This is a genomic window from Hydrogenophaga sp. GW101-3F08 (assembly GCF_059424585.1).
Genome location: NZ_JBWKZP010000002.1, coordinates 71758 through 91848, shown reverse-complemented (window position 1 = coordinate 91848; position 20091 = coordinate 71758). Strand labels below are relative to the sequence as shown.

Genomic DNA, 20091 nt, shown 5'->3' with positions numbered 1-20091 from the left:
GACCCATCATGGAAGCCAGCACCACCGACGCCCTGCTCGATCCACGCGCCTTGAGCAAGCTGCGCTGGCGCTGCCGCCGTGGACTGCTCGAGAACGACCTGTTCATCGACAGTTTTTTTGCCAGACACGCGTCTGGCCTGACCGTCAGCCAGGCTCAAGCCCTGGGGGTTCTAATGGAACTGTCCGACAACGATCTGCTCGATCTGTTGCTTGGCAGAAAACCTCCCCAGGGCGAGCTGGCCCGTGATGACGTCGCGCACGTACTGGGCCTGCTGCGTGCAGCCCGGCAACCCATTTAAGCCCCCTTAAAAGGAACCCGCATGAAACTCGTAGACAACAAAGCCACCCTGTCGTTCTCCAACGGCAGCCCCAGCGTCGACCTGCCGGTGTACGCCGGCAGCATCGGCCCGGACGTGATCGACATCCGCAAGCTGTACGCGCAGACCGGTATGTTCACCTACGACCCCGGCTTCCTGTCCACCGCCTCCTGCCAGTCGGCCATCACCTACATCGATGGCGACAAGGGTGAGTTGCTGTACCGCGGCTACCCCATCGAGCAGCTCGCCACCAACTGCGACTACCTCGACACCTGTTACCTGCTTCTCAATGGCGAGCTGCCCGATGAGAAAGAGCGCGGCGACTTCCACAAGCTCGTGATCAACCACACCATGGTCAACGAGCAGATGCAGTTCTTCCTGCGTGGCTTCCGTCGTGACGCCCACCCCATGGCCGTGCTGACCGGTCTGGTGGGCGCGCTGTCGGCCTTCTATCACGACAGCACCGACATCAACAATCCGGAGCACCGCAAGGTCGCGGCCATCCGCCTGATCGCCAAGATGCCCACACTGGTCGCCATGGCCTACAAGTACGGCATCGGCCAGCCCTACATGTATCCGCGCAACGACCTGAGCTATTCGGGCAACTTCCTGCGCATGATGTTCGGCACCCCTTGCGAAGAGTACAAAGTCAACCCCGTGCTGGAGAAGGCGCTCGATCGCATCTTCATCCTGCACGCCGACCACGAGCAGAACGCCTCCACCTCCACCGTGCGCCTGTGCGGTTCGTCGGGCACCAACCCGTTCGCCGCCATCGCGGCCGGCGTGGCCTGCCTCTGGGGTCCGGCCCACGGCGGCGCCAACGAGGCCTGCCTGAACATGCTGGAAGACATCCAGCGCCAGGGCGGCGTGTCCAAGGTCGGCGAGTTCATGGAGAAGGTCAAGGACAAGAACTCCGGCGTCAAACTCATGGGCTTCGGCCACCGGGTCTACAAGAACTACGACCCGCGCGCCAAGCTGATGCAGGAAACCTGCAACGAAGTCCTGCAGGAACTTGGCCTGGAAAACGATCCGCTGTTCAAGCTCGCCAAGGAACTGGAAAAGATCGCCCTGGAAGACGAGTACTTCGTGTCGCGCAAGCTGTACCCGAACGTGGACTTCTACTCCGGCATCGTGCAGCGCGCCATCGGCATTCCGGTCAACCTGTTCACCGGCATCTTCGCGCTGGCCCGCACGGTCGGCTGGATCGCTCAGCTGAACGAAATGATCAGCGATCCCGAGTACAAGATCGGCCGCCCGCGCCAGTTGTTCACCGGTGCCGACCGCCGCGACGTCAAGCCCCTGGCATCGAGGTAAAAGGATCACCCCCCGCGCCGCCTGCGGCGTCACCCCTCAAGGGGGCGGCACTGGCGGCCCGGCGGAGCCGGTTCCGCGGTGCCCTGCGTGGACTGCCCCCTCAAAAGACCCGAGCCGGCTTCCCCACGCCCACAAAACCCGCCCTCGGCGGGTTTTGTTTTGGCGGGGACACCCATCGTCAAATGCGACGACAAAATACCACCCAAGGTGAGAAAATAAACGACTCATCGTCATTCACGACGAGTCACCCATGAACACCCCGGACCGCAGCTTCACCCGCCGCCTCGACCTCACCTCGCTCCAGCTCTTTGTGGCGGTGTGTGAGCGCGGCAGCATCGGCAAGGCGGCCGAGCAGGAATTCATAGCCCCCTCGGCCGTGAGCAAGCGCCTCTCCGATCTTGAAAGCGCCGTGGGCACCACGCTGCTCTACCGCCATGCCCGAGGTGCCAGCCCCACGCCCGCCGGCCAGAGCCTGCTCCACCATGCGCGCTCGGTGCTGTTCAGTCTGGACAAGATGCAGGGCGAGTTGTCCGAATACGCCGACGGTGTGCGTGGCCACGTGCGGGTGCATGCCAACATCTCGGCCATCGTTCAATTCCTGCCCGAGGACCTGGGCAGCTTCATCCGCCTGCACGATCAGGTCAAGATCGATCTGGAAGAGCACCTGTCCACCGAGGTGGTGCGGGCCGTGCAGGAAGGTGCGGCCGATCTGGGCATCTGCCACACGGGGGTGAGCGGCCCCCCGCCCGACCTGCAGACCCGCCCCTACCGGCAAGACCAGCTGGTGCTGATCGTTCCGCGTGACCACCCCTTGGCGGACCGCGAACAGCTGGCTTTTGCCGACAGCCTCGACTGGGACCACGTGGGGCTGCACGCCAACAGCTCCATCTATCTCGCCATGCACCAGGCCGCCACCAGCGCCGGCCGCGGCATCCGGCTGCGCATCCGCGTGACCGGGCTGGACGCCATGTGCCGCATGATCCACAACGGCCTGGGCGTCGGCCTGATGCCCAGGCGAGCCTTCGAGCTGATGCACGGCGTGGGCGAGCTCACCTGTGTGGCGCTCACCGATGACTGGGCCACCCGGCAGATCGACCTGGTGGCCCGCGATTTTTCGACCCTGCCGGTCACGGCCCGGCTGCTGGTCGCGCACCTGGGCGAGCAGTCCGGACAACACACCGTTACAGACCCCGAAGCATAAAATTCCAACAGCAAAGGAACCCCACCCCATGGCACGCACGCTCTACGACAAGATCTGGGACGAACACGTCGTCCATACCGAGGAGGATGGCACCTCCGTCCTCTACATCGACCGCCACCTCGTGCACGAAGTGACCAGCCCACAGGCGTTTGAAGGGCTGCGTCAGGCGGGCCGCAAGGTCTGGCGTGTGAGCTCGATCGTGGCCACCGCCGACCACAACACCCCCACCACCGGCTGGGAACAGGGTTACGACGGCATCACCGACCCGATCAGCAAGGAACAGATCACCACGCTGAACGACAACATCGCCGAATTCGGCGCGGCGGCCTTCTTCCCCTTCATGTCCCAGCGCCAGGGCATCGTGCACGTGATCGGTCCGGAAAACGGCGCCACCCTGCCCGGCATGACGGTGGTCTGTGGCGACAGCCACACCAGCACCCACGGCGCGTTTGGCGCACTCGCGCACGGCATCGGCACCAGCGAGGTCGAGCACGTCATGGCCACGCAGACCCTGCTGGCCAAGAAGGCCAAGAACATGCTGGTGCGCGTGGACGGGCAGTGCCCCAAGGGCGTGACCGCCAAGGACATCGTGCTGGCCATCATCGGCAAGATCGGCACCGCGGGCGGCACCGGCTACACCATCGAGTTCGGTGGCAGCGCGATCCGCGCGCTGTCCATGGAAGGCCGCATGACGGTCTGCAACATGGCCATCGAAGGCGGCGCGCGCGCCGGCCTGGTGGCGGTGGATGAAAAAACCATCGAATACGTCAAGGGTCGTCCGCTCTCCCCCACCGGCGTGGAATGGGAGCAGGCCGTGGCCTACTGGAAGACCCTGCACTCGGATGCCGACGCGGTGTTCGACACCGTGGTGACGCTGGACGCCAGCACCATCGTGCCGCAGGTCACCTGGGGCACTTCGCCCGAGATGGTGCTGGGCGTGGACGCCCGCGTGCCCGACCCCGAGAAGGAAAAGGACCCGAACAAGCGCGGCGCCATTGAGCGTGCGCTCACCTACATGGCGCTGGAGCCGGGCAAGGCCCTGAACGACATCTTCGTGGACAAGGTGTTCATCGGCTCCTGCACCAACAGCCGCATCGAAGACATGCGAGAAGCCGCTGCGGTGGTGAAGAAGCTGGGCCAGAAGGTGGCCAGAAACATCAAGCTGGCGATGGTCGTTCCCGGCTCGGGCCTGGTCAAGGAACAGGCCGAGCGCGAAGGCCTGCACGAGATCTTCAAGGCCGCTGGCTTCGAGTGGCGCGAACCGGGCTGCTCGATGTGTCTGGCCATGAACGCCGACCGCCTGGAACCCGGCGAACGCTGCGCGTCCACCAGCAACCGCAACTTCGAAGGCCGCCAGGGCGCCGGGGGCCGCACCCACCTGGTGTCCCCCGCCATGGCCGCCGCCGCCGCGATCCACGGCCATTTCATTGACGTGCGCACCATCGCCTGACCTGCCGTCCCGAACCCTCTTCAAGGAGTCCCATCATGTCCTCTATCAAACCCCTGTTCATCCTGCTGGCCGCCGCAGCCCTGATGCCTCTGGCCGCCTGCAACACCGTGCAAGGCGTCAAACAGGACGCGTCCGTGGTCAAAGACAAGGCCATCGAAGTCAAGGACGCGGTCGTGGACAAGGCCATCGAAGTCAAGGACAAGACCGTCGAAGGCGGCAAGGCCGTCGGCCAGTCGGTCGGTTCCGGGCTGGAGAAGGCTGGCGACGCCGTCAAGGACGCGGCCCACTGAGGCCAGCTCCGCCATACCCCTCACACCATCATGCAGAAATTCACCATTCACCAGGGCCTCGTGGCCCCCATGGACCGTGAGAACGTCGACACCGACGCCATCATCCCCAAGCAGTTCCTCAAGTCAATTCGCAAGACCGGCTTTGGCCCCAACCTGTTCGACGAGTGGCGCTACCTGGACAAGGGCGAGCCCGGCCAGGACCCCGCCACGCGCAAACCCAACCCGGACTTCGTTCTCAACCAGGCGCGCTACGCGGGCGCCTCGGTGCTGCTGACACGCAAGAATTTCGGCTGCGGCTCCAGCCGTGAACACGCGCCCTGGGCCATCGACCAGTACGGCTTTCGCGCCATCATCGCGCCCAGCTACGCCGACATCTTCTTCAACAACTGCTTCAAGAACGGTCTGCTGCCCATCGTGCTGCCCGAGGCCACGGTGGCCCAGCTGTTCGACGAGGTATACGCCTTCCCGGGCTACCCGCTGACGATCGACCTGGAACGCCAGGTGATCGTGAAACCGCAAGGTGAAGAAATCCCATTCGAGGTGCAGGCTTTCCGCAAGTACTGCCTGCTCAATGGCCTCGATGACATCGGCCTGACCCTGCGCCACAAGGACAAGATCGAGGCGTTTGAGAAAGAGCGTCTGGCCACCAAACCGTGGCTCGCGCACACGATGTAAGCGACCACCTCCGCGCCGCCTGCGGCGTCACCCCCTCAAGGGGGCGTTGCCAGTGGCCCGGCAGAGCCGGTTCCACGGCAACCTGACCACAGACACTTCGCGCCGAAACCTTATCCTTTAACTTCTCCCAAATCATGAAAATCGCAGTTCTCCCGGGTGACGGCATCGGCACCGAAATCGTGGCCGAGGCGGTCAAGGTCCTCAACGCCCTCGACCTCAGCTTCGAAATGGAATCCGCCCTGGTGGGCGGCGCCGCCTACGAGGCGCACGGCCACCCGTTGCCCGAGTCCACGCTGAATCTGGCCAAGTCGGCCGACGCCGTGCTGTTCGGCGCCGTCGGTGACTGGAAATACGACAAGCTGGACCGTCCGCTGCGCCCCGAGCAGGCCATCCTGGGCCTGCGCAAGAACCTGGGCCTGTTCGCCAACTTCCGCCCGGCCATCTGCTACGAACAGCTGGTGGGGGCATCCAGCCTCAAACCCGAGCTAATCGCGGGTCTGGACATTCTCATCATCCGCGAGCTCACCGGCGACATCTACTTCGGCCAGCCGCGCGGCCGCCGCGTGGCCACCGACGGCCACTTCCCCGGCGCCGAAGAAGCGTTCGACACCATGCGCTACAGCAAGCCCGAGATCGAGCGCATCGCCCACGTCGCCTTCCAGGCCGCGCGCAAGCGCAACAATAAGGTCACCAGCGTGGACAAGGCCAACGTGCTGGAAACCTTCCAGTTCTGGAAAGACGTGGTCACCGAAGTGCACGCCCAGTACCCCGACGTGGAACTGCAGCACATGTACGTGGACAACGCCGCGATGCAGCTGGTCAAGGCGCCCAAGGCGTTTGACGTGGTCGTCACCGGCAACATGTTCGGCGACATCCTGTCCGACGAGGCGTCCATGCTGACGGGCTCCATCGGCATGCTGCCCTCGGCCTCGCTGAACGCGAAGAACCAGGGCCTGTACGAACCCAGCCACGGCAGCGCACCCGACATCGCTGGCAAGGGTGTGGCCAACCCGCTGGCCACCATCCTGAGCGCGGCCATGATGCTGCGCTTCAGCCTGAACCAGGAAGCCGCCGCGCAACGCATTGAGGCCGCCGTGCAGAAGGTGCTGGCGCAGGGGCTGCGCACGCCCGACATCTGGAGCGAGGGCACGACCAAGGTGGGCACTTCGCAGATGGGCGACGCGGTGGTCAAGGCCCTGGCCTGAGCGGCGCGGCGTCGGCACAAAAAAAAGCAGCCCGCGGGCTGATTTTTTTGTGCCGACGGCCTGGATCCGGATCAGAAGAAATCCGCCCCGGCCGTGGTGATCAGCAAGGTGCCTTCGGGGTCGACCTGAGGCAAAGAGGTGTTCACCGCGACCGGCCGGAACGTGAAGGCGATCGACAGGCCAAACGCGAGCTCGTGGGGCGTGGGCAAGGTGAAGGTGTTTTGCGCATCGATGGAGCGGGAGTGGTCCCCGCTGCGGCGCGCGGACATGTTGCTGCCCGGAACGATATCCCAGCCATGGACCTTGTTGGGTCCGTCAAAGACATGCAGGTTGTCGATCGCGGCGTGCTGCCCGGTCTTGAACAGCAGAAACAGCGTCTGCACTTTCAGCCGGCTGTCGTTGAGGATGACGGGTGTCGGAATCGGTAGGTGGCACCAGGTGCCTACGGGTGACTCGCCCGGGCCAAAAATAAATTGAAGCTCGGTGCCCCAGGCCCAATGCCGCTTGAGGATGCCCTGGGGCAATTCTTCCACCAGTGCATTGCCGTGCACCCACGACGCGTACTTGAGCATGTTCAATGCCTCCTGAAAAATGACCACCATTGCAAAGCTGCGCCCCATTCTCCACCGGGCTCGGGCCTTGCAACAAGCCCGCGGTGAAGCCTTGATCCGAGCAGCAAGCGGCCGTAAGCAGCGCCCAAGCTCGCATCCGCTACAATCTCGCCCATGTTTGCCCACCGCCCGTTCAAGCTGAACAACGCCTCCGCCGCCATGGCCGGGGTCGCAGTGCGCGCAAACACCACCAAAACCACGACCATTAAGGGCTGAACAGCTCTGGTTCGTCGTGCGCCCTCCCCGGCCAGACGAGCCGGGGCAAACAGTCTGGTCTGGACCTGTTTCTTTAATCTGAAAGGGCGTTTGAAATGAGCAAGTTGGTTGGTTTGGTCGGCTGGCGCGGCATGGTCGGCTCGGTGTTGATGGATCGCATGGTCGAGGAAAAAGACTTCGACCTGATCGAGCCCCTGTTCTTCTCCACCTCCAACGCTGGCGGCAAGGCCCCGGCCATGGCGAAGAACGAGACCACCTTGCAGGATGCGCACGACATCGCCGCCCTCAAGCGCTGCGACATCGTCATCACCGCCCAGGGTGGCGACTACACCAGCGAAGTGTTCCCCAAACTGCGTGCCGCGGGCTGGAACGGCCACTGGATCGACGCCGCCTCCACGCTGCGCATGGAAAAAGACGCCGTCATCATCCTGGACCCGGTGAACATGCCGGTGATCAAGGACGCGCTGGCCAATGGCGGCAAGAACTGGATCGGCGGCAACTGCACCGTGAGCTGCATGCTCATGGGCGTGGGCGCGCTGTACAAGGCCGGACTGGTGGAGTGGATGAGCACCCAGACCTACCAGGCGGCGTCGGGCGGCGGCGCCCAGCACATGCGCGAACTGCTGACGCAGTACGGCACGCTCAACGCCGAAGTGAAGTCCCTGCTGGACGACCCCAAGAGCGCCATCCTGGAAATCGACCGCAAGGTGATCGCCAAGCAACGTGCGCTGAGCGGCGCCGAAACGGCCAACTTCGGTGTGCCGCTGGGCGGCTCGCTGATCCCCTGGATCGACAAGGACCTGGGCAACGGCATGTCCAAGGAAGAGTGGAAGGGCATGGCCGAGACCAACAAGATCCTGGGGCTGGGTGAAGGCTTCGGCTCCGCCGCCATTCCCGTGGACGGCTTCTGCGTGCGCGTGGGCGCCATGCGCTGCCACAGCCAGGCATTGACCTTCAAACTGCGCAAGGACGTCCCAGTCGCTGATCTGGAAGCCATGATTGCCGCCGACAACGACTGGGTCAAAGTCGTGCCCAACAACCGTGAAGCGACCGTCAGGGATCTGACGCCAGTGGCCGTGACGGGCACCATGACCATCCCCGTCGGCCGCATCCGCAAGCTGGCCATGGGACCGGAATACGTGGGCGCGTTCACCATTGGTGACCAGTTGCTGTGGGGCGCAGCCGAACCGCTGCGCCGTATGCTGCGCATCCTGTTGAGTGCATGAAACTGTGACAAGAGACAACCCCGACGGGACCGCGGATCGGCGCAATCCCGTTGTGTGGTTGCAACGCGTGTACGATCTCACGGTTCGTCGAACGGTGCCTCAGAAACTCAAGCGAATTCTCAGCTTGTCACCGTAATGCGTTGATGTTATGGTCAATTCTCGGTTTTTTACGTCGAGGTTCATGTGCCTATTCACACCCGCCACACTCCCCTACAACCCACGCCCGCCCACCCCCGACACACCAGCGAGCGCGGCCTTGCGCGGTTACATGCGGTTGCAGCGGCGGCGGTGTTGTGCATCGGCCTGACGCAACATGGCGACGCCCAGGCCTTGGCTCTGGGTCGCATCGTGGTGCAGTCGGCCCTCGGGGAACCTCTGCGGGCCGAAATCGACGTCCCTGAAATCTCCGCCGAAGAGGCGTCCAGCCTGCGTGTCGGCCTGGCCCCGGGCGATGCTTTTCGTGCCGCGGGCATGGAGTTCAATCCCGCCTTGAGCGATCTGCGGGTCAGCCTGGAACGGCGGCCAGACGGTCGCGCCTTCTTGCGGCTGTCCAGCGGCCGGCCGGTGAACGAACCGTTCATGGACATGATTCTGGAGGCCAACTGGGCTTCCGGTCGCGTCGTTCGCGACTACACCCTGCTGTTTGACCCGCCCAACCTGCGCCCGGCTGCTGCGGCGCCGCTCGCTCCGGGCGTTTCTGCCCAACCGCGGCCATCGCCGGTGCCTCCCCCATCCGCACGGCCCGTGGTGCCGCCCGCAGCCGTCGGCGCTTCACCGGCGGTGCAGCCCCCGGCCGCCCCGACCCCACCCGTTCAGGCCGCGCGCCCGGCGCCTGCGGCCGCCACCCCAAGCCCGGAACCGGGTTCGACACCGGCACCTGAAGCCAGTGGCGAAGCTCAGGTTCGCGTCCAGGCGGGCGACACGGCCGGGCGGCTGGCCGCCGACCATCGCCCAGCCAATGTGTCGCTGGATCAGATGCTGGTGGCCATGCTGCGCGCCAACCCCAAGGCCTTCATCGGGAACAACATCAACCGGATCAAGGCCGGCGCCGTGCTGGACATGCCCGCCGAAACGGCCGCCAGTGCAGTGCCTGCCAACGAAGCGCGCCAGATCATCGCGGCTCAAAGTCGCGACTTCAACGAGTTCCGCCGTCGCCTGGCGGGTGCCGCGCCCGAGGCCGATGTGGGCACCGCGGATCGACAGGACACCGGTCGCGTACAGGCCGAGGTGGAAGACAAGAAGCCCGTTGCACCGGCCCAGGACAAGTTGACCCTGTCCAAAGGTGCCACGCCTGCGCAAACCGCCAAAGAAGATGCGATCGCGCAGGATCGTCAAGCCAAGGAGGCCTCGACCCGCGTGGCCGAGCTCTCCCGCAACATCGAAGAGTTGGGGAAACTGAACCCCGCTGCACCCACTGTCCCAGCGACACCTGCCGCTGCGGCCAGCCCGCCCGCAGCGCCCGCCCAGGCGACGCCGGATGCCGCCGCCATCAAGGCCCCCAGCCCCGTGGCGGCCGAACCTTCGCCGCCGCCGGCGCCTGAAGCCACGACCGAACCGGCTCCTCCGGCCCCGGCGCCTGCACCCGCGCCCGCCGTGAGCAAGCCGCCTCCTCCGCCCGCTCCCGCGGTTGAAGAACCCTCGTTCGTCGATCAGTTGCTTGACAACCCCTTCGTTCTGCCGGGTGCTGGTGCGCTGCTGGCCCTGCTGGCCGGTCTGGGCTTCTACCGCATTCGGCAACGCAAAAAAAGTGTTGGCGTCGACAGCTCGTTTCTAGAAAGCCGCCTTCAGCCCGACTCGTTCTTCGGCTCCAGCGGCGGCCAGCGCATTGACACCGCCGAAGCCACGGCGTCGGGTTCATCCATGGTGTATTCGCCCAGCCAGCTCGATGCGGCCGGGGACGTGGATCCGGTCGCGGAAGCCGATGTCTATCTGGCCTATGGCCGCGACCTGCAGGCCGAGGAAATCCTCAAAGAAGCCATGCGCAGCGCGCCCACCCGCGTGGCGATCCACAACAAGTTGCTCGAGATCTACGCCAAACGGCGCGACGCCAAGGCTTTTGAAGTGGTCGCCACGGAAGCCTATGGCCTCACCCAGGGCCTGGGTTCCGAATGGGAGCATGCCTGCGAACTGGGCAAGGAACTGGACCCCAACAACCCGCTGTACCAACCCGGCGGAAGCCCGGCGGTGAAGGGTGGTGGCTCTGCTGGTGGTGCGTCCAACAACACCATTCCTTTCGCCAGCAGCACGCTGACACAACAAGACGGCCCCGGAGCCGACTTGAATGCCGACCTCGATCTGGACCTCGATCTCGATCTGGACGCTTCTCAAGGCGTCCCTTCGGCGCTGGCCATGCTGCAAGCCGAATCACCGGCACCCCGGGCCGGCGCTGCCATGTCCGCCCTGGACGATCTCAACGAAACCGATGCACTCACCCGATCGGTGGAAGAAAAGGCCGGTCCCTCGTCCATGTCCATGGACTTTGACCTGGACTTTCCATCGGAACCTGCCGCGCTCACCCGTGCGCCAGCACCCTCTGCCAACAACAGTGCGCTGATGCCGTCGAAGAACGAGGTATCCGCCTTCGGCGACAACGAAATCCTGCCCGATTTCGCTTCGGACAAGCCCGTTGCACCGGCACCGAGCACCGTGGGCGCGACCGCCTCGGCGGTGCCCGAGATGCTGTCGTTCGATCTCAACGAAATCACCCTCGATCTGGACGATTCGCCCAACACGGCGCCTTCCGAACTGGGCGCCCTGACCGAAGAAAGCCCCCTGGTGACCAAACTCTCGCTGGCCGAAGAGTTTCGTGCCATCGGTGATCTGGAGGGGGCCCGGTCGTTGGCCGAAGAAGTGCTGGCCGAAGCATCGGGGACCCTCAAGAACAAGGCCAGCACCTTCCTCGCCGATCTCACCTGACGCGCGCAGCCCTCCATCGATTGACAACCGGTTTGCCCAGCGTTCATCCGCCGTCGGACCCACCGTCTGGAACGGTGCCTGGTACTGCGCGGATCGCGTTGGGCGTCAGTTACCACGGAGAGGCCTACGATGGCTGGCAGAGCCAGCCCAGCGGTCGCACCGTGCAGGACCGTCTGGAGCTGGCGCTGACCCAGTTCACCGCCCTGGACGGCATCTCCACTTTGTGCGCCGGCCGCACCGACGCCGGTGTGCACGGCCTGATGCAAGTGGTGCATTTCGACTGTGCGCTGGATCGGCCGGAAACCGCATGGGTCCGCGGAACCAACCGTTTTCTGCCACCCGACATTGCGGTGCAGTGGGCGCGGCAGGTACCACACAGCTTCCATGCCCGCGCGAGTGCGCGCTCGCGCCGGTACGCGTATGTGCTGCTGGAGTCTCCGGTGCGCCCCAGCGTGGATGCCGGCCGGGTGGGGTGGGTGTTCCGCCCCCTGCAACTCGAGGCGATGCAACAGGCCGCCCAGGCATTGCTCGGTGAGCACGACTTCACCTCGTTTCGGGCCTCGGCCTGCCAGGCCCACAGCCCCGTCAAGCAGATGCTGCGCGTGGACATCAGCCGGCGTGGTGCCTATTGGCGCTTCGAATTCGAGGCCTCGGCCTTCCTGCACCACATGATTCGCAACATCATGGGTTGCCTGATCATGATCGGCAGCGGCCGACGCCCCCCGGGCTGGATGGCCGAGGTGCTGGCGGCGAAGAGCCGGGAGGCCGCAGCGCCCACTTTTTCCCCTGATGGCCTGTATTTCCTCGGGCCGGTGTACGATGAATCGCTGAACCTGCCGACCCGCACACCCGCTTTCGACTGGCTGCCCTAGCGAGGGCGAAAGCCACGCGCCATGCCCCTGCACCGCACCCGCATCAAAATCTGTGGATTGACCCGCGAGGCCGACGTGGACGCCGCCGTGCGGGCCGGTGCCGATGCAATCGGGTTCGTGCTGTACCCCCAGAGTCCGCGATTCGTCCCGCCCGAGCGTGCGGCTGAACTCGCAAGCCACCTGCCCCCCTTCGTCACCCCGGTGCTGCTGTTCGTCAACGCCAGCCCCGAATACATCGCTCAGGGACTTTCGGCCGTGCCCAACGCCCTGCTGCAGTTCCATGGCGACGAGACACCCGCCGACTGTGGCGCCGCCGCCAGGCCTTTTCTGCGCGCGGCGCGCATTCCCGCCGGTCCTGACGGCGCGGGCTTTGATCTTCTAAAATACACGCAGGACTTCGCCGCCGCCCAGGCCATCCTGCTCGACGCCCACGTCGAGGGTTTTGGCGGCGGAGGTCTTTCCTTCGACTGGACAGCATTCAATTGGTCACATCCGCTTCTAAACGCCAGCTCTCGCCTCGTTTTGTCTGGTGGACTCACGCCTGCAAACGTGACCGATGGCATTCGCCGCGTACGGCCTTGGGCCGTTGACGTGAGCTCCGGGGTCGAAGTCGCCAAAGGCATCAAAGACCCCGACAAGATGCTCGCCTTCGTGGCCGCCGTGCGCGCGGCCGACCTGCTGTCATCCCGCCCCAGCTGAGCCCCACCCGACGGGGCTGCTCGGGCCATCGAACCGAGAACACCCCATGGACACCTACCAGCAACCCGACGCCCGCGGCCACTTCGGCATCTACGGCGGCAGTTTCGTGAGCGAAACCCTCACGCACGCCATCAACGAACTGAAGGCCGCCTACGCGCAGTACCAACACGACCCCGAGTTCCTCGCCGAATTCAGGAGCGAGCTCGCCCACTTCGTGGGCCGTCCTTCCCCGGTCTACCACGCCGCGCGCATGAGCCGTGAGCAGGGCGGCGCCCAGATCTTCCTGAAGCGCGAAGACCTCAACCACACCGGCGCGCACAAGATCAACAACGTCATCGGTCAGGCCATGCTTGCCAGGCGCATGGGCAAGCCGCGCATCATCGCCGAGACCGGCGCCGGACAACACGGCGTGGCCACGGCCACCATCTGCGCGCGCTACGGCCTAGAGTGCGTGGTCTACATGGGCAGCGAAGACGTGAAGCGCCAGAGCCCCAACGTCTACCGCATGAAGCTGCTGGGCGCCACTGTGGTGCCGGTGGAGAGTGGCAGCAAAACGCTCAAGGACGCGCTCAACGAGGCCATGCGCGACTGGGTCGCCAACGTGGACAACACCTTCTACATCATCGGCACCGTGGCCGGACCACACCCCTACCCCATGATGGTGCGCGACTTCCAGAGTGTGATCGGTGAGGAGTGCCTGGTGCAGATGCCCGAGATGCTCAAAGCCGCGGGCTGCACCAGCGAACAACCCGACGCGGTGGTGGCCTGTGTGGGCGGTGGCAGCAACGCCATGGGCATCTTCTACCCCTACATCAATCACGAGCAAACGCGCCTGATCGGCGTGGAGGCCGCCGGCGAAGGCCTGGAGAGTGGCAAGCACTCGGCCTCGCTGCAGAAAGGCAGCCCCGGCGTGCTGCACGGCAACCGCACCTATGTATTGCAGGACGACAACGGCCAGGTCACCGAGACCCACAGCGTGAGCGCCGGGCTGGACTATCCCGGCGTCGGTCCGGAGCATGCGTTCCTGAAAGACATCGGCCGCGCCGAATACGTCGGCATCACCGACGCCGAGGCACTGGAGGCCTTTCACTACCTCTGCCGCACCGAGGGCATCATTCCGGCGCTGGAGTCGAGCCACGCCGTGGCCCATGCCATGAAGCTCGCCAGGACCATGCGCCCGGACCAGTCCATCCTGGTCAACCTCTCAGGGCGTGGCGACAAAGACATCGGCACCGTGGCCGATCTGTCCAGTGCCGACTTCTATTGCCGCCCCAGCTGCCGGGGCCAGTCCGTCAAAGGCGGTGCTGAAACCGCCGTCGTGAAGGTGTCCAAATGAGCCGCATCGAAAAAACCTTCGCCGATCTCAAGGCCCAAGGCCGCAAAGCCTTGATCCCCTTCGTCACCGCCGGTTTCCCCTATGCCGACATCACGCCCGATCTGATGCACGGCATGGTCGAGGCCGGCGCCGACGTCATCGAACTCGGCGTGCCGTTTTCCGACCCTTCCGCCGACGGCCCGGTGATCCAGCGGGCTGGCGACCGTGCGCTGGCGCTGGGCATTGGCCTGACCCAGGTCATCGCAATGGTGAAAACCTTCCGCGAGCGCAACACCGCCACCCCGGTGGTGCTGATGGGATACGCCAACCCGATTGAACGCTACGACCAGAAACACGGTGCCGGCAGCTTCGTGCGCGACGCCGGGTCGGCTGGGGTGGACGGCGTGCTGGTGGTCGACTACCCGCCCGAGGAGTGCGAGGACTTTGCCGCCGCGCTGCGCGCCGCCGACATGGACCTGATCTTCCTGCTGGCTCCGACCTCCACCGACGAGCGCATGGCGCAGGTGGCGCGTGTGGCCAGCGGGTATGTGTACTACGTCTCGCTCAAGGGCGTGACCGGCGCCGGCACGCTGGACGTGGGGCAGGTCGAAGCCATGCTGCCGCGCATCCGGGCGCACGTCAGCATCCCGGTGGGGGTCGGTTTTGGCATCCGCGATGCCGAAACCGCCAAGGCCATCGGAAAGAGCGCCGACGCGGTGGTGATCGGCAGCAAGATCATCCAGTTGATCGAGGACGAACCACACGAAAAAGTGGTGGCGGTGGCGGCCCATTTCCTGCGCACCATACGAAAAGCGCTGGACGCATAATCCGCTGACCTTGCCGGGCCCGAGCGGCCCGGCCCCCTGCGTAGGAGAACCCGATGTCCTGGCTCGAAAAACTGCTGCCCCCCAAGATCACCCACACCGACCCGACCGAGCGCCGCAGCGTGCCCGAAGGCTTGTGGATCAAGTGCCCGAGCTGCGAAGCCGTGCTCTACAAAAACGATCTGGAGAAAAACCAGAACGTCTGCCCGCATTGCAGCCACCACCACCGCATCGGGGCCCGGGCACGGCTCAATGCCTTCCTGGACGCCGAAGGCCGTTACGAGATCGGGCAGGAGGTGCTGCCGGTCGATGCGCTGAAATTCAAGGACAGCCGCAAGTACCCCGAACGCCTGAAAGAGGCGCTCGAATCCACCGGCGAAACCGATGCGCTGATCGTGGTGGGCGGTGCGGTGCAGGGTGTCAGCCTGGTGGTGGCCTGTTTTGAGTTCGATTTCATGGGCGGTTCCATGGGCTCCGTGGTGGGCGAGCGCTTTGTGCGTGGCGTGGAAGAAGCCATCGCGCAGAAGGTGCCCTTCGTCTGCTTCACCGCGACCGGTGGCGCGCGCATGCAGGAGGGCCTGCTCTCGCTCATGCAGATGGCCAAAACCAACGCCTCGCTCACCCGCCTGGCGAAAAAGGGGCTGCCCTACATCAGCGTGCTCACCGACCCCACCATGGGGGGCGTGTCCGCCGGCTTCGCCTTCCTGGGCGACGTGGTGATCGCAGAACCCAAGGCCCTGATCGGCTTTGCCGGCCCGCGGGTGATTGAAAACACCGTGCGCGTGAAGTTGCCCGAAGGCTTCCAGCGCGCCGAATTCCTGCAGACCAAGGGCGCCGTGGACTTCATCTGCGACCGCCGGGAATTGCGCACCACCGTCGCCAACACGCTGGCCATGCTGCAGCGTCAGAGCGCGGACGCGGTGGTCAGCGATTGAATGCCGAACCCGCAGCGCTCACCCTCTCGCTGCTGCCCCTGTTTCCCCTGCAGACCGTCCTGTTTCCGGGCGGTTGGATGCCACTGCGCATTTTCGAGGTGCGCTATCTCGACATGATCAGCCGCTGTCACAAGGCGGGGGCACCGTTTGGTGTGGTGTGTCTGTCCGAAGGTGACGAGGTGCGCCGCATCGACCCGAATGCGGCACCCGGTGGCGCGGCGTTCGCCCGGGAAGTGTTTTACCCGGTGGGCACGCTGGCCCAGATCGAACAGCTGGAGCGGCCCCAGCCCGGCCTGCTGATGATCCACTGCCGCGGCCTGCAACGCTTCCATGTGACCCACAGCCACCAATTGCCGCATGGCCTGTGGGTGGCCGACGTGCGGCTCGACCCGGCCGAACCGGTGATTCCGGTGCCGGAACACCTGGTGCCCACGCGCGACGCCTTGCAGCGTTTGCTGCACAACCTGCAGGAGCGCGACCCCCAGGGCATGAACGAAGTGCCCCTGCAGCCGCCCTACCATTGGAACGACTGCGGCTGGGTGGCCAACCGCTGGGCCGAACTGCTGCCGGCACCGGCCGAACTCAAGCACCGCCTGATGTCGCTGGACAACCCGCTGCTGCGCCTGGAACTGATCTCCGACCTGCTGGACAAGATCGGCGTTGAGCGGTGAACCCCCACGCTCCGCCGCTGCGCGGGTCGCTGCCCCCCAGGGGGGCTGATCCGGCTGGGGGCGGTCCGGCGCCGGATTGCTGAGCCCCCACGCTCCGACTTACGGCAACAACGAAAGCGCCTGCATGTAGCGCTCGCTCACCATCAAGGCGTCCCACTCCAGTGCGGCCGCACGGGGCAGCAAGGCCAGGCGCCGCTCCTCGCTCGCTGGGTTGGGTTGCCAGCGGCCTTCGATCACGGCCCGGGACAAGGCGTCGATGGCGGCGTCGATCGGCGCACCGGCCTCCACCACGCTCTGGTTGCACAACACCACCATATCGCCACCCGCGGACAAAGCGGCCAGCGCGGCCTCGGCGAAGCTGACCTCGCGGCCATCGATCTGGCGCGCTGCGGCCATGCTCAGGTCATCGCTGAAGATCGCACCGGTGAAATGGAGCTGACGGCGCAGCACCTCCTGCAGCCAGCGCGGCGAAAAACCGGCAGGCCGGCTGTCCACCTTGGGGTAGATCACATGCGCCGGCATCACCGCCTGCAGACCGCTGGAGAGCCAGCCGTAGGGCGCGGCGTCTTCCGCCAGAATGGCTTTGAGGCTGCGCCGGTCCACCGGGATCGCCAGGTGCGAATCCGCCTTCACGAAACCGTGACCGGGAAAGTGCTTGCCGCAGTTGCCCATGCCACTTTGCTGCAGGCCCAGCATCAGGGCCTGGGCCAACAGGGTCACCACGCGCGGATCGCGCGCAAAGGCGCGGTCGCCGATGACCGAGCTCTCGCCGTAGTCCAGATCCAGCACCGGCGTGAAGCTCAGGTCCACGCCGCAGGCGCGCAACTCGGCCCCCAGCACATAGCCCGTCGCTGTGGCGGCGTTGCAGGCCCGCAGTGCCGAAGAGCCCTCCATGTCGCCCAGGCGCCCGGGTTGCCCCCACAGCGCGCCAAAGGCCGCCATCGGCGGCAGGTGGGTGAAGCCGTCGCTGCGAAAACGCTGCACGCGACCGCCCTCGTGGTCCACGGCGATCAGCAGATCGGGCCGCACGGTCTTGATCTGGCGGCACAGTTTCGTCAGCTGGGCGCGGTCTTGCCAGTTGCGGGAGAACAGGATCACGCCGCCCACCAGGGGGTGTGCCAGGCGCCGGCGCTCGGCGGTGGTCAGGCTGTGGCCGGCGACGTCGATGATCAGGGGGGCGTGCTGGTGCATGGCAGGTTCTCGGTTGGCGCGGTATCGGGTGCATCGGTTTCGACCACCACAAAGCTGGCCGCATAGTCGCTCTCGTCGGTGACGGTCACGTGGGCACGCAGCCCCCGGGCTTCAAACCAGGTTCTGAGTTCACCATGCAACACGATCACGGGCTGTCCGCTCGCCAGGTTGGTGATCTCGCAGTGCCGCCAGGTCATGGGCATGCGCATGCCCAGGCCGATGGCCTTGGAAAACGCTTCCTTGGCGGAAAAACGCGTGGCCAGGTAGCGCAGGCCCCGCTGTGGCCAGCGCGCGCTGCGCTTTTGCCACACCAGGAACTCGGCGTCGCTCAGCACCTTGCGCGCAAAGCGCTCTCCCTGGCGCTGCCAGGTGGCTTCCACGCGCCGGATGTCGCAGATGTCGGTGCCGATGCCGAAGATCATGGGCCGACACGTTCGTCATGGCCCTGGGGCTGGCGGTTGCCCAGTCCCGCGGATGAATCCGCGCCGCCGAATGCCTCGTCGATGCAGCGCCGGTAGTCGGCCACGGTGGCGCTGTAGCCCAACTCCAGCGCGTCGGCGATCAGGGCATGACCGATCGAGACTTCGCTCACACCCGGCACACCGCGCAGGAAAGCCGTGAGGTTGTCGCGGTTGAGGTCGTGGCCCGCGTTGACCCCCAGGCCGGCGTCCAGCGCCGCCTGGGCGGCCGCGCGGTAGCGCTCCAGCTGGCTGGCCCGCTGCGGCGTGTGCCAGGCTGCGGCATAGGGCTCGGTGTACAGCTCCACCCGGTCGGCGCCCACGGCCCTGGCCGCGGCCATCGCGGCAGGCTCCGGGTCCATGAACAGGCTCACGCGCGCGCCCAGTGCCTGCGCTTCGGCAATGAGCGGCCGCAGGCGCTCGGCATCTTGCGGAAAGCTCCAGCCGTGGTCGCTTGTGAACTGGCCCTCGCTGTCCGGCACGAAGGTCAACTGGTCCAGCGGCAGTCCGCGAGCACACACTTCGCGTGCCACGTCCATCAGGTTGTGAAACGGATTTCCCTCGATGTTGTACTCGCGCCCGGGCCACGCTTGCAGCACCTGCGCCAGATCGAACACATCGTGCAGCCGGATGTGCCGTTCGTCGGGTCGCGGATGCACGGTGATCCCACCCGCTCCGGCCTGCAGGCACAGCGTGGCCGCCCGCGTGACGGACGGGATGCCCAGGTGCCGGGTGTTGCGCACCAGGGCCACCTTGTTGAGGTTGACCGAAAGCGCTGTGCGGCTGGAATGGAGGTGCGGGTCCATGGACATGGCGAATGGGGCGGCAATGTGGAATGAAGTGAAGGGAACTCAAGCCAGCGGGTCGGCCGCCAGCCCCGCCGCGTTCGGAGAACCGCGTGGCCGGCTCATGGCCTGCACGTCCAGCATCAGTTGGCGCGTCTTGAACACCCGCACGCCGCTATGGTAGTGCAGCAGACTCCGCAGTTGCGGCTGCAAGGCCTGCTGGCAGCCGGCGCAGGCACGCAAGGTGGCCACGAAAGGCCCCGCCTCGTCCATGGCCGTCTGCAGCGCCAGCCATTGTTCACCCGAGAGCGCATGGGCATCGTCGTCGTGCGCTGCACGCAAGCCACTTTCCGGCACCAGCACATAGGGGTCTGCCACATTCAACCCGGCCAGGGTATTGCCCTCATGCGCCAGACCGGGCAACAGACCGATGTCGCGCAGCAGCAGCAACTCGAACGCGCGCAGGATGAGCTGCTGGGCGTCGGCGCGTTCGGCCAGCAACTGCACCGCAAAGGCGTAGTGGTCAAACAGCCCCGGATGCGGGTCATCGCGCGCCAGCAGGCGCATGAGCAATTCGTTGAGGTAACACCCCGAGAGCAGCGCCTCGCCCGTGGGCATGACGTGCCCGCCCTGCCATTGCGCGGCCTTGAGCGTGCGCACCTCGGCCTCGCCGCCCCAACTCAGGTGCAGCGGCTGCAGCGGCAGCAGCACCGGACGGAACTGGGAGGTGGGGCGTTTGACGCCCTTGGCCACCAGCGCGATGCGGCCATGGTGGCGGGTGAAGGCCTCCAGCACCAGACTGGATTCGCTCCAGTCGTAGCGGTGCAGGATGAAAGCGGGTTCTTCGGAAAACCGGCGCGTCGCCATCACACGTCGAACACAGGACCGGCGGCCCGGCACGCCCGCAACGGTCCACCCCG

General features: G+C 65.6%; 20 protein-coding genes. 15 read left to right on the top strand and 5 right to left on the bottom strand.

All coding sequences use genetic code 11. The features are described from left to right. Positions 1-8: 8 nt before the first annotated feature. From AC07YZ_RS05985 to leuB, 7 genes are all read left to right on the top strand, one after another. Positions 9-299 carry an FAD assembly factor SdhE gene (locus tag AC07YZ_RS05985; RefSeq protein ID WP_226494057.1) on the top strand — a complete coding sequence of 97 codons (291 nt, stop codon included), beginning with the start codon at positions 9-11 and terminating at the stop codon, positions 297-299. 21 nt (positions 300-320) lie between these two features. Further along, complete coding sequence (locus tag AC07YZ_RS05980; RefSeq protein WP_226494058.1) at positions 321-1631, top strand: citrate synthase; 1311 nt, start codon at positions 321-323, stop codon at positions 1629-1631. A gap of 250 nt (positions 1632-1881) precedes the next feature. Beyond that, positions 1882-2832, top strand: coding sequence for a LysR family transcriptional regulator (locus tag AC07YZ_RS05975; protein ID WP_494794086.1), 951 nt, complete (start codon positions 1882-1884; stop codon positions 2830-2832). Positions 2833-2860: 28 nt separating this feature from the next. Continuing rightward, positions 2861-4282 (top strand): 3-isopropylmalate dehydratase large subunit, encoded by a 1422-nt coding sequence (gene leuC / locus AC07YZ_RS05970; protein WP_494794085.1) that lies wholly within the window; start codon positions 2861-2863, stop codon positions 4280-4282. A gap of 35 nt (positions 4283-4317) precedes the next feature. After that, complete coding sequence (locus tag AC07YZ_RS05965; protein WP_226494061.1) at positions 4318-4572, top strand: hypothetical protein; 255 nt, start codon at positions 4318-4320, stop codon at positions 4570-4572. 30 nt (positions 4573-4602) lie between these two features. Beyond that, entirely contained in the window at positions 4603-5247 is a 645-nt protein-coding gene (gene leuD / locus AC07YZ_RS05960; RefSeq protein WP_226494062.1) for a 3-isopropylmalate dehydratase small subunit, read from the top strand. Positions 5248-5381: 134 nt separating this feature from the next. Further along, positions 5382-6452 (top strand): 3-isopropylmalate dehydrogenase, encoded by a 1071-nt coding sequence (leuB, locus tag AC07YZ_RS05955; RefSeq protein WP_494794084.1) that lies wholly within the window; start codon positions 5382-5384, stop codon positions 6450-6452. Positions 6453-6523: 71 nt separating this feature from the next. Here the strand turns inward: leuB and AC07YZ_RS05950 are convergent, their stop codons facing one another. Next, on the bottom strand, positions 6524-7072 hold the full coding sequence (locus AC07YZ_RS05950; protein ID WP_226494064.1) for a DUF6623 family protein: 549 nt from the start codon (positions 7070-7072) through the stop codon (positions 6524-6526). A 302-nt stretch (positions 7073-7374) separates the two neighbouring features. Here AC07YZ_RS05950 and asd point away from each other — a divergent pair, with 302 nt between their 5' ends. The 8 genes from asd (at position 7375) to AC07YZ_RS05910 (ending at position 16737) form a co-directional block, all read left to right on the top strand. Beyond that, positions 7375-8505, top strand: coding sequence for an aspartate-semialdehyde dehydrogenase (gene asd, locus AC07YZ_RS05945; RefSeq protein WP_226494065.1), 1131 nt, complete (start codon positions 7375-7377; stop codon positions 8503-8505). Between the two features lie 288 nt (positions 8506-8793). Further along, the gene (locus AC07YZ_RS05940; protein ID WP_494794083.1) at positions 8794-11421 is read left to right on the top strand and encodes a FimV/HubP family polar landmark protein; all 2628 of its coding nucleotides are present in this window, start codon (positions 8794-8796) and stop codon (positions 11419-11421) included. Positions 11422-11513: 92 nt separating this feature from the next. Then, positions 11514-12293 (top strand): tRNA pseudouridine(38-40) synthase TruA, encoded by a 780-nt coding sequence (truA, locus tag AC07YZ_RS05935; protein ID WP_413465811.1) that lies wholly within the window; start codon positions 11514-11516, stop codon positions 12291-12293. A 21-nt stretch (positions 12294-12314) separates the two neighbouring features. Continuing rightward, positions 12315-12992: a phosphoribosylanthranilate isomerase gene (locus AC07YZ_RS05930; RefSeq protein WP_226494068.1), complete on the top strand. Its 678-nt coding sequence runs from the start codon at positions 12315-12317 to the stop codon at positions 12990-12992. A 46-nt stretch (positions 12993-13038) separates the two neighbouring features. Further along, complete coding sequence (gene trpB / locus AC07YZ_RS05925; RefSeq protein ID WP_226494069.1) at positions 13039-14328, top strand: tryptophan synthase subunit beta; 1290 nt, start codon at positions 13039-13041, stop codon at positions 14326-14328. After that, complete coding sequence (trpA, locus tag AC07YZ_RS05920) at positions 14325-15134, top strand: tryptophan synthase subunit alpha (protein WP_226494070.1); 810 nt, start codon at positions 14325-14327, stop codon at positions 15132-15134. Before trpB ends, trpA begins: the two co-directional genes overlap by 4 nt. A gap of 53 nt (positions 15135-15187) precedes the next feature. After that, positions 15188-16066, top strand: a complete 879-nt coding sequence (gene accD / locus AC07YZ_RS05915) for an acetyl-CoA carboxylase, carboxyltransferase subunit beta (RefSeq protein ID WP_068173964.1) — start codon at positions 15188-15190, stop codon at positions 16064-16066. Then, entirely contained in the window at positions 16063-16737 is a 675-nt protein-coding gene (locus AC07YZ_RS05910) for an LON peptidase substrate-binding domain-containing protein (RefSeq protein ID WP_226494071.1), read from the top strand. Before accD ends, AC07YZ_RS05910 begins: the two co-directional genes overlap by 4 nt. Positions 16738-16836: 99 nt before the next feature. Here AC07YZ_RS05910 and nagZ read toward each other — a convergent pair whose 3' ends face one another. The 4 genes from nagZ to recO are packed head-to-tail and all read right to left on the bottom strand — an operon-like array spanning position 16837 to position 20038. Next, positions 16837-17928, bottom strand: a complete 1092-nt coding sequence (gene nagZ / locus AC07YZ_RS05905; protein ID WP_226494072.1) for a beta-N-acetylhexosaminidase — start codon at positions 17926-17928, stop codon at positions 16837-16839. Continuing rightward, the gene (gene acpS, locus AC07YZ_RS05900; RefSeq protein WP_494794082.1) at positions 17907-18350 is read right to left on the bottom strand and encodes a holo-ACP synthase; all 444 of its coding nucleotides are present in this window, start codon (positions 18348-18350) and stop codon (positions 17907-17909) included. Before acpS ends, nagZ begins: the two co-directional genes overlap by 22 nt. After that, positions 18347-19192: a pyridoxine 5'-phosphate synthase gene (locus AC07YZ_RS05895; RefSeq protein WP_494794081.1), complete on the bottom strand. Its 846-nt coding sequence runs from the start codon at positions 19190-19192 to the stop codon at positions 18347-18349. The genes acpS and AC07YZ_RS05895 overlap by 4 nt, the downstream gene beginning before the upstream one ends. A gap of 45 nt (positions 19193-19237) precedes the next feature. Further along, positions 19238-20038, bottom strand: coding sequence for a DNA repair protein RecO (gene recO / locus AC07YZ_RS05890; RefSeq protein ID WP_494794080.1), 801 nt, complete (start codon positions 20036-20038; stop codon positions 19238-19240). Between the last annotated feature and the right edge of the window lie 53 nt (positions 20039-20091).

Coding starts and splice junctions, on each gene's coding strand:
- leuB (WP_494794084.1), top strand. CDS start 5,382: ATGAAAATCGCAGTTCTCCCGGGTGACGGCATCGGCACCGAAATCGTG.
- AC07YZ_RS05980 (WP_226494058.1), top strand. CDS start 321: ATGAAACTCGTAGACAACAAAGCCACCCTGTCGTTCTCCAACGGCAGC.
- AC07YZ_RS05975 (WP_494794086.1), top strand. CDS start 1,882: ATGAACACCCCGGACCGCAGCTTCACCCGCCGCCTCGACCTCACCTCG.
- AC07YZ_RS05895 (WP_494794081.1), bottom strand. CDS start 19,192: ATGGACCCGCACCTCCATTCCAGCCGCACAGCGCTTTCGGTCAACCTC.
- acpS (WP_494794082.1), bottom strand. CDS start 18,350: ATGATCTTCGGCATCGGCACCGACATCTGCGACATCCGGCGCGTGGAA.
- asd (WP_226494065.1), top strand. CDS start 7,375: ATGAGCAAGTTGGTTGGTTTGGTCGGCTGGCGCGGCATGGTCGGCTCG.
- leuC (WP_494794085.1), top strand. CDS start 2,861: ATGGCACGCACGCTCTACGACAAGATCTGGGACGAACACGTCGTCCAT.
- leuD (WP_226494062.1), top strand. CDS start 4,603: ATGCAGAAATTCACCATTCACCAGGGCCTCGTGGCCCCCATGGACCGT.
- AC07YZ_RS05930 (WP_226494068.1), top strand. CDS start 12,315: ATGCCCCTGCACCGCACCCGCATCAAAATCTGTGGATTGACCCGCGAG.
- AC07YZ_RS05950 (WP_226494064.1), bottom strand. CDS start 7,072: ATGGGGCGCAGCTTTGCAATGGTGGTCATTTTTCAGGAGGCATTGAAC.
- trpA (WP_226494070.1), top strand. CDS start 14,325: ATGAGCCGCATCGAAAAAACCTTCGCCGATCTCAAGGCCCAAGGCCGC.
- nagZ (WP_226494072.1), bottom strand. CDS start 17,928: ATGCACCAGCACGCCCCCCTGATCATCGACGTCGCCGGCCACAGCCTG.
- trpB (WP_226494069.1), top strand. CDS start 13,039: ATGGACACCTACCAGCAACCCGACGCCCGCGGCCACTTCGGCATCTAC.
- accD (WP_068173964.1), top strand. CDS start 15,188: ATGTCCTGGCTCGAAAAACTGCTGCCCCCCAAGATCACCCACACCGAC.
- recO (WP_494794080.1), bottom strand. CDS start 20,038: ATGGCGACGCGCCGGTTTTCCGAAGAACCCGCTTTCATCCTGCACCGC.
- AC07YZ_RS05965 (WP_226494061.1), top strand. CDS start 4,318: ATGTCCTCTATCAAACCCCTGTTCATCCTGCTGGCCGCCGCAGCCCTG.
- AC07YZ_RS05985 (WP_226494057.1), top strand. CDS start 9: ATGGAAGCCAGCACCACCGACGCCCTGCTCGATCCACGCGCCTTGAGC.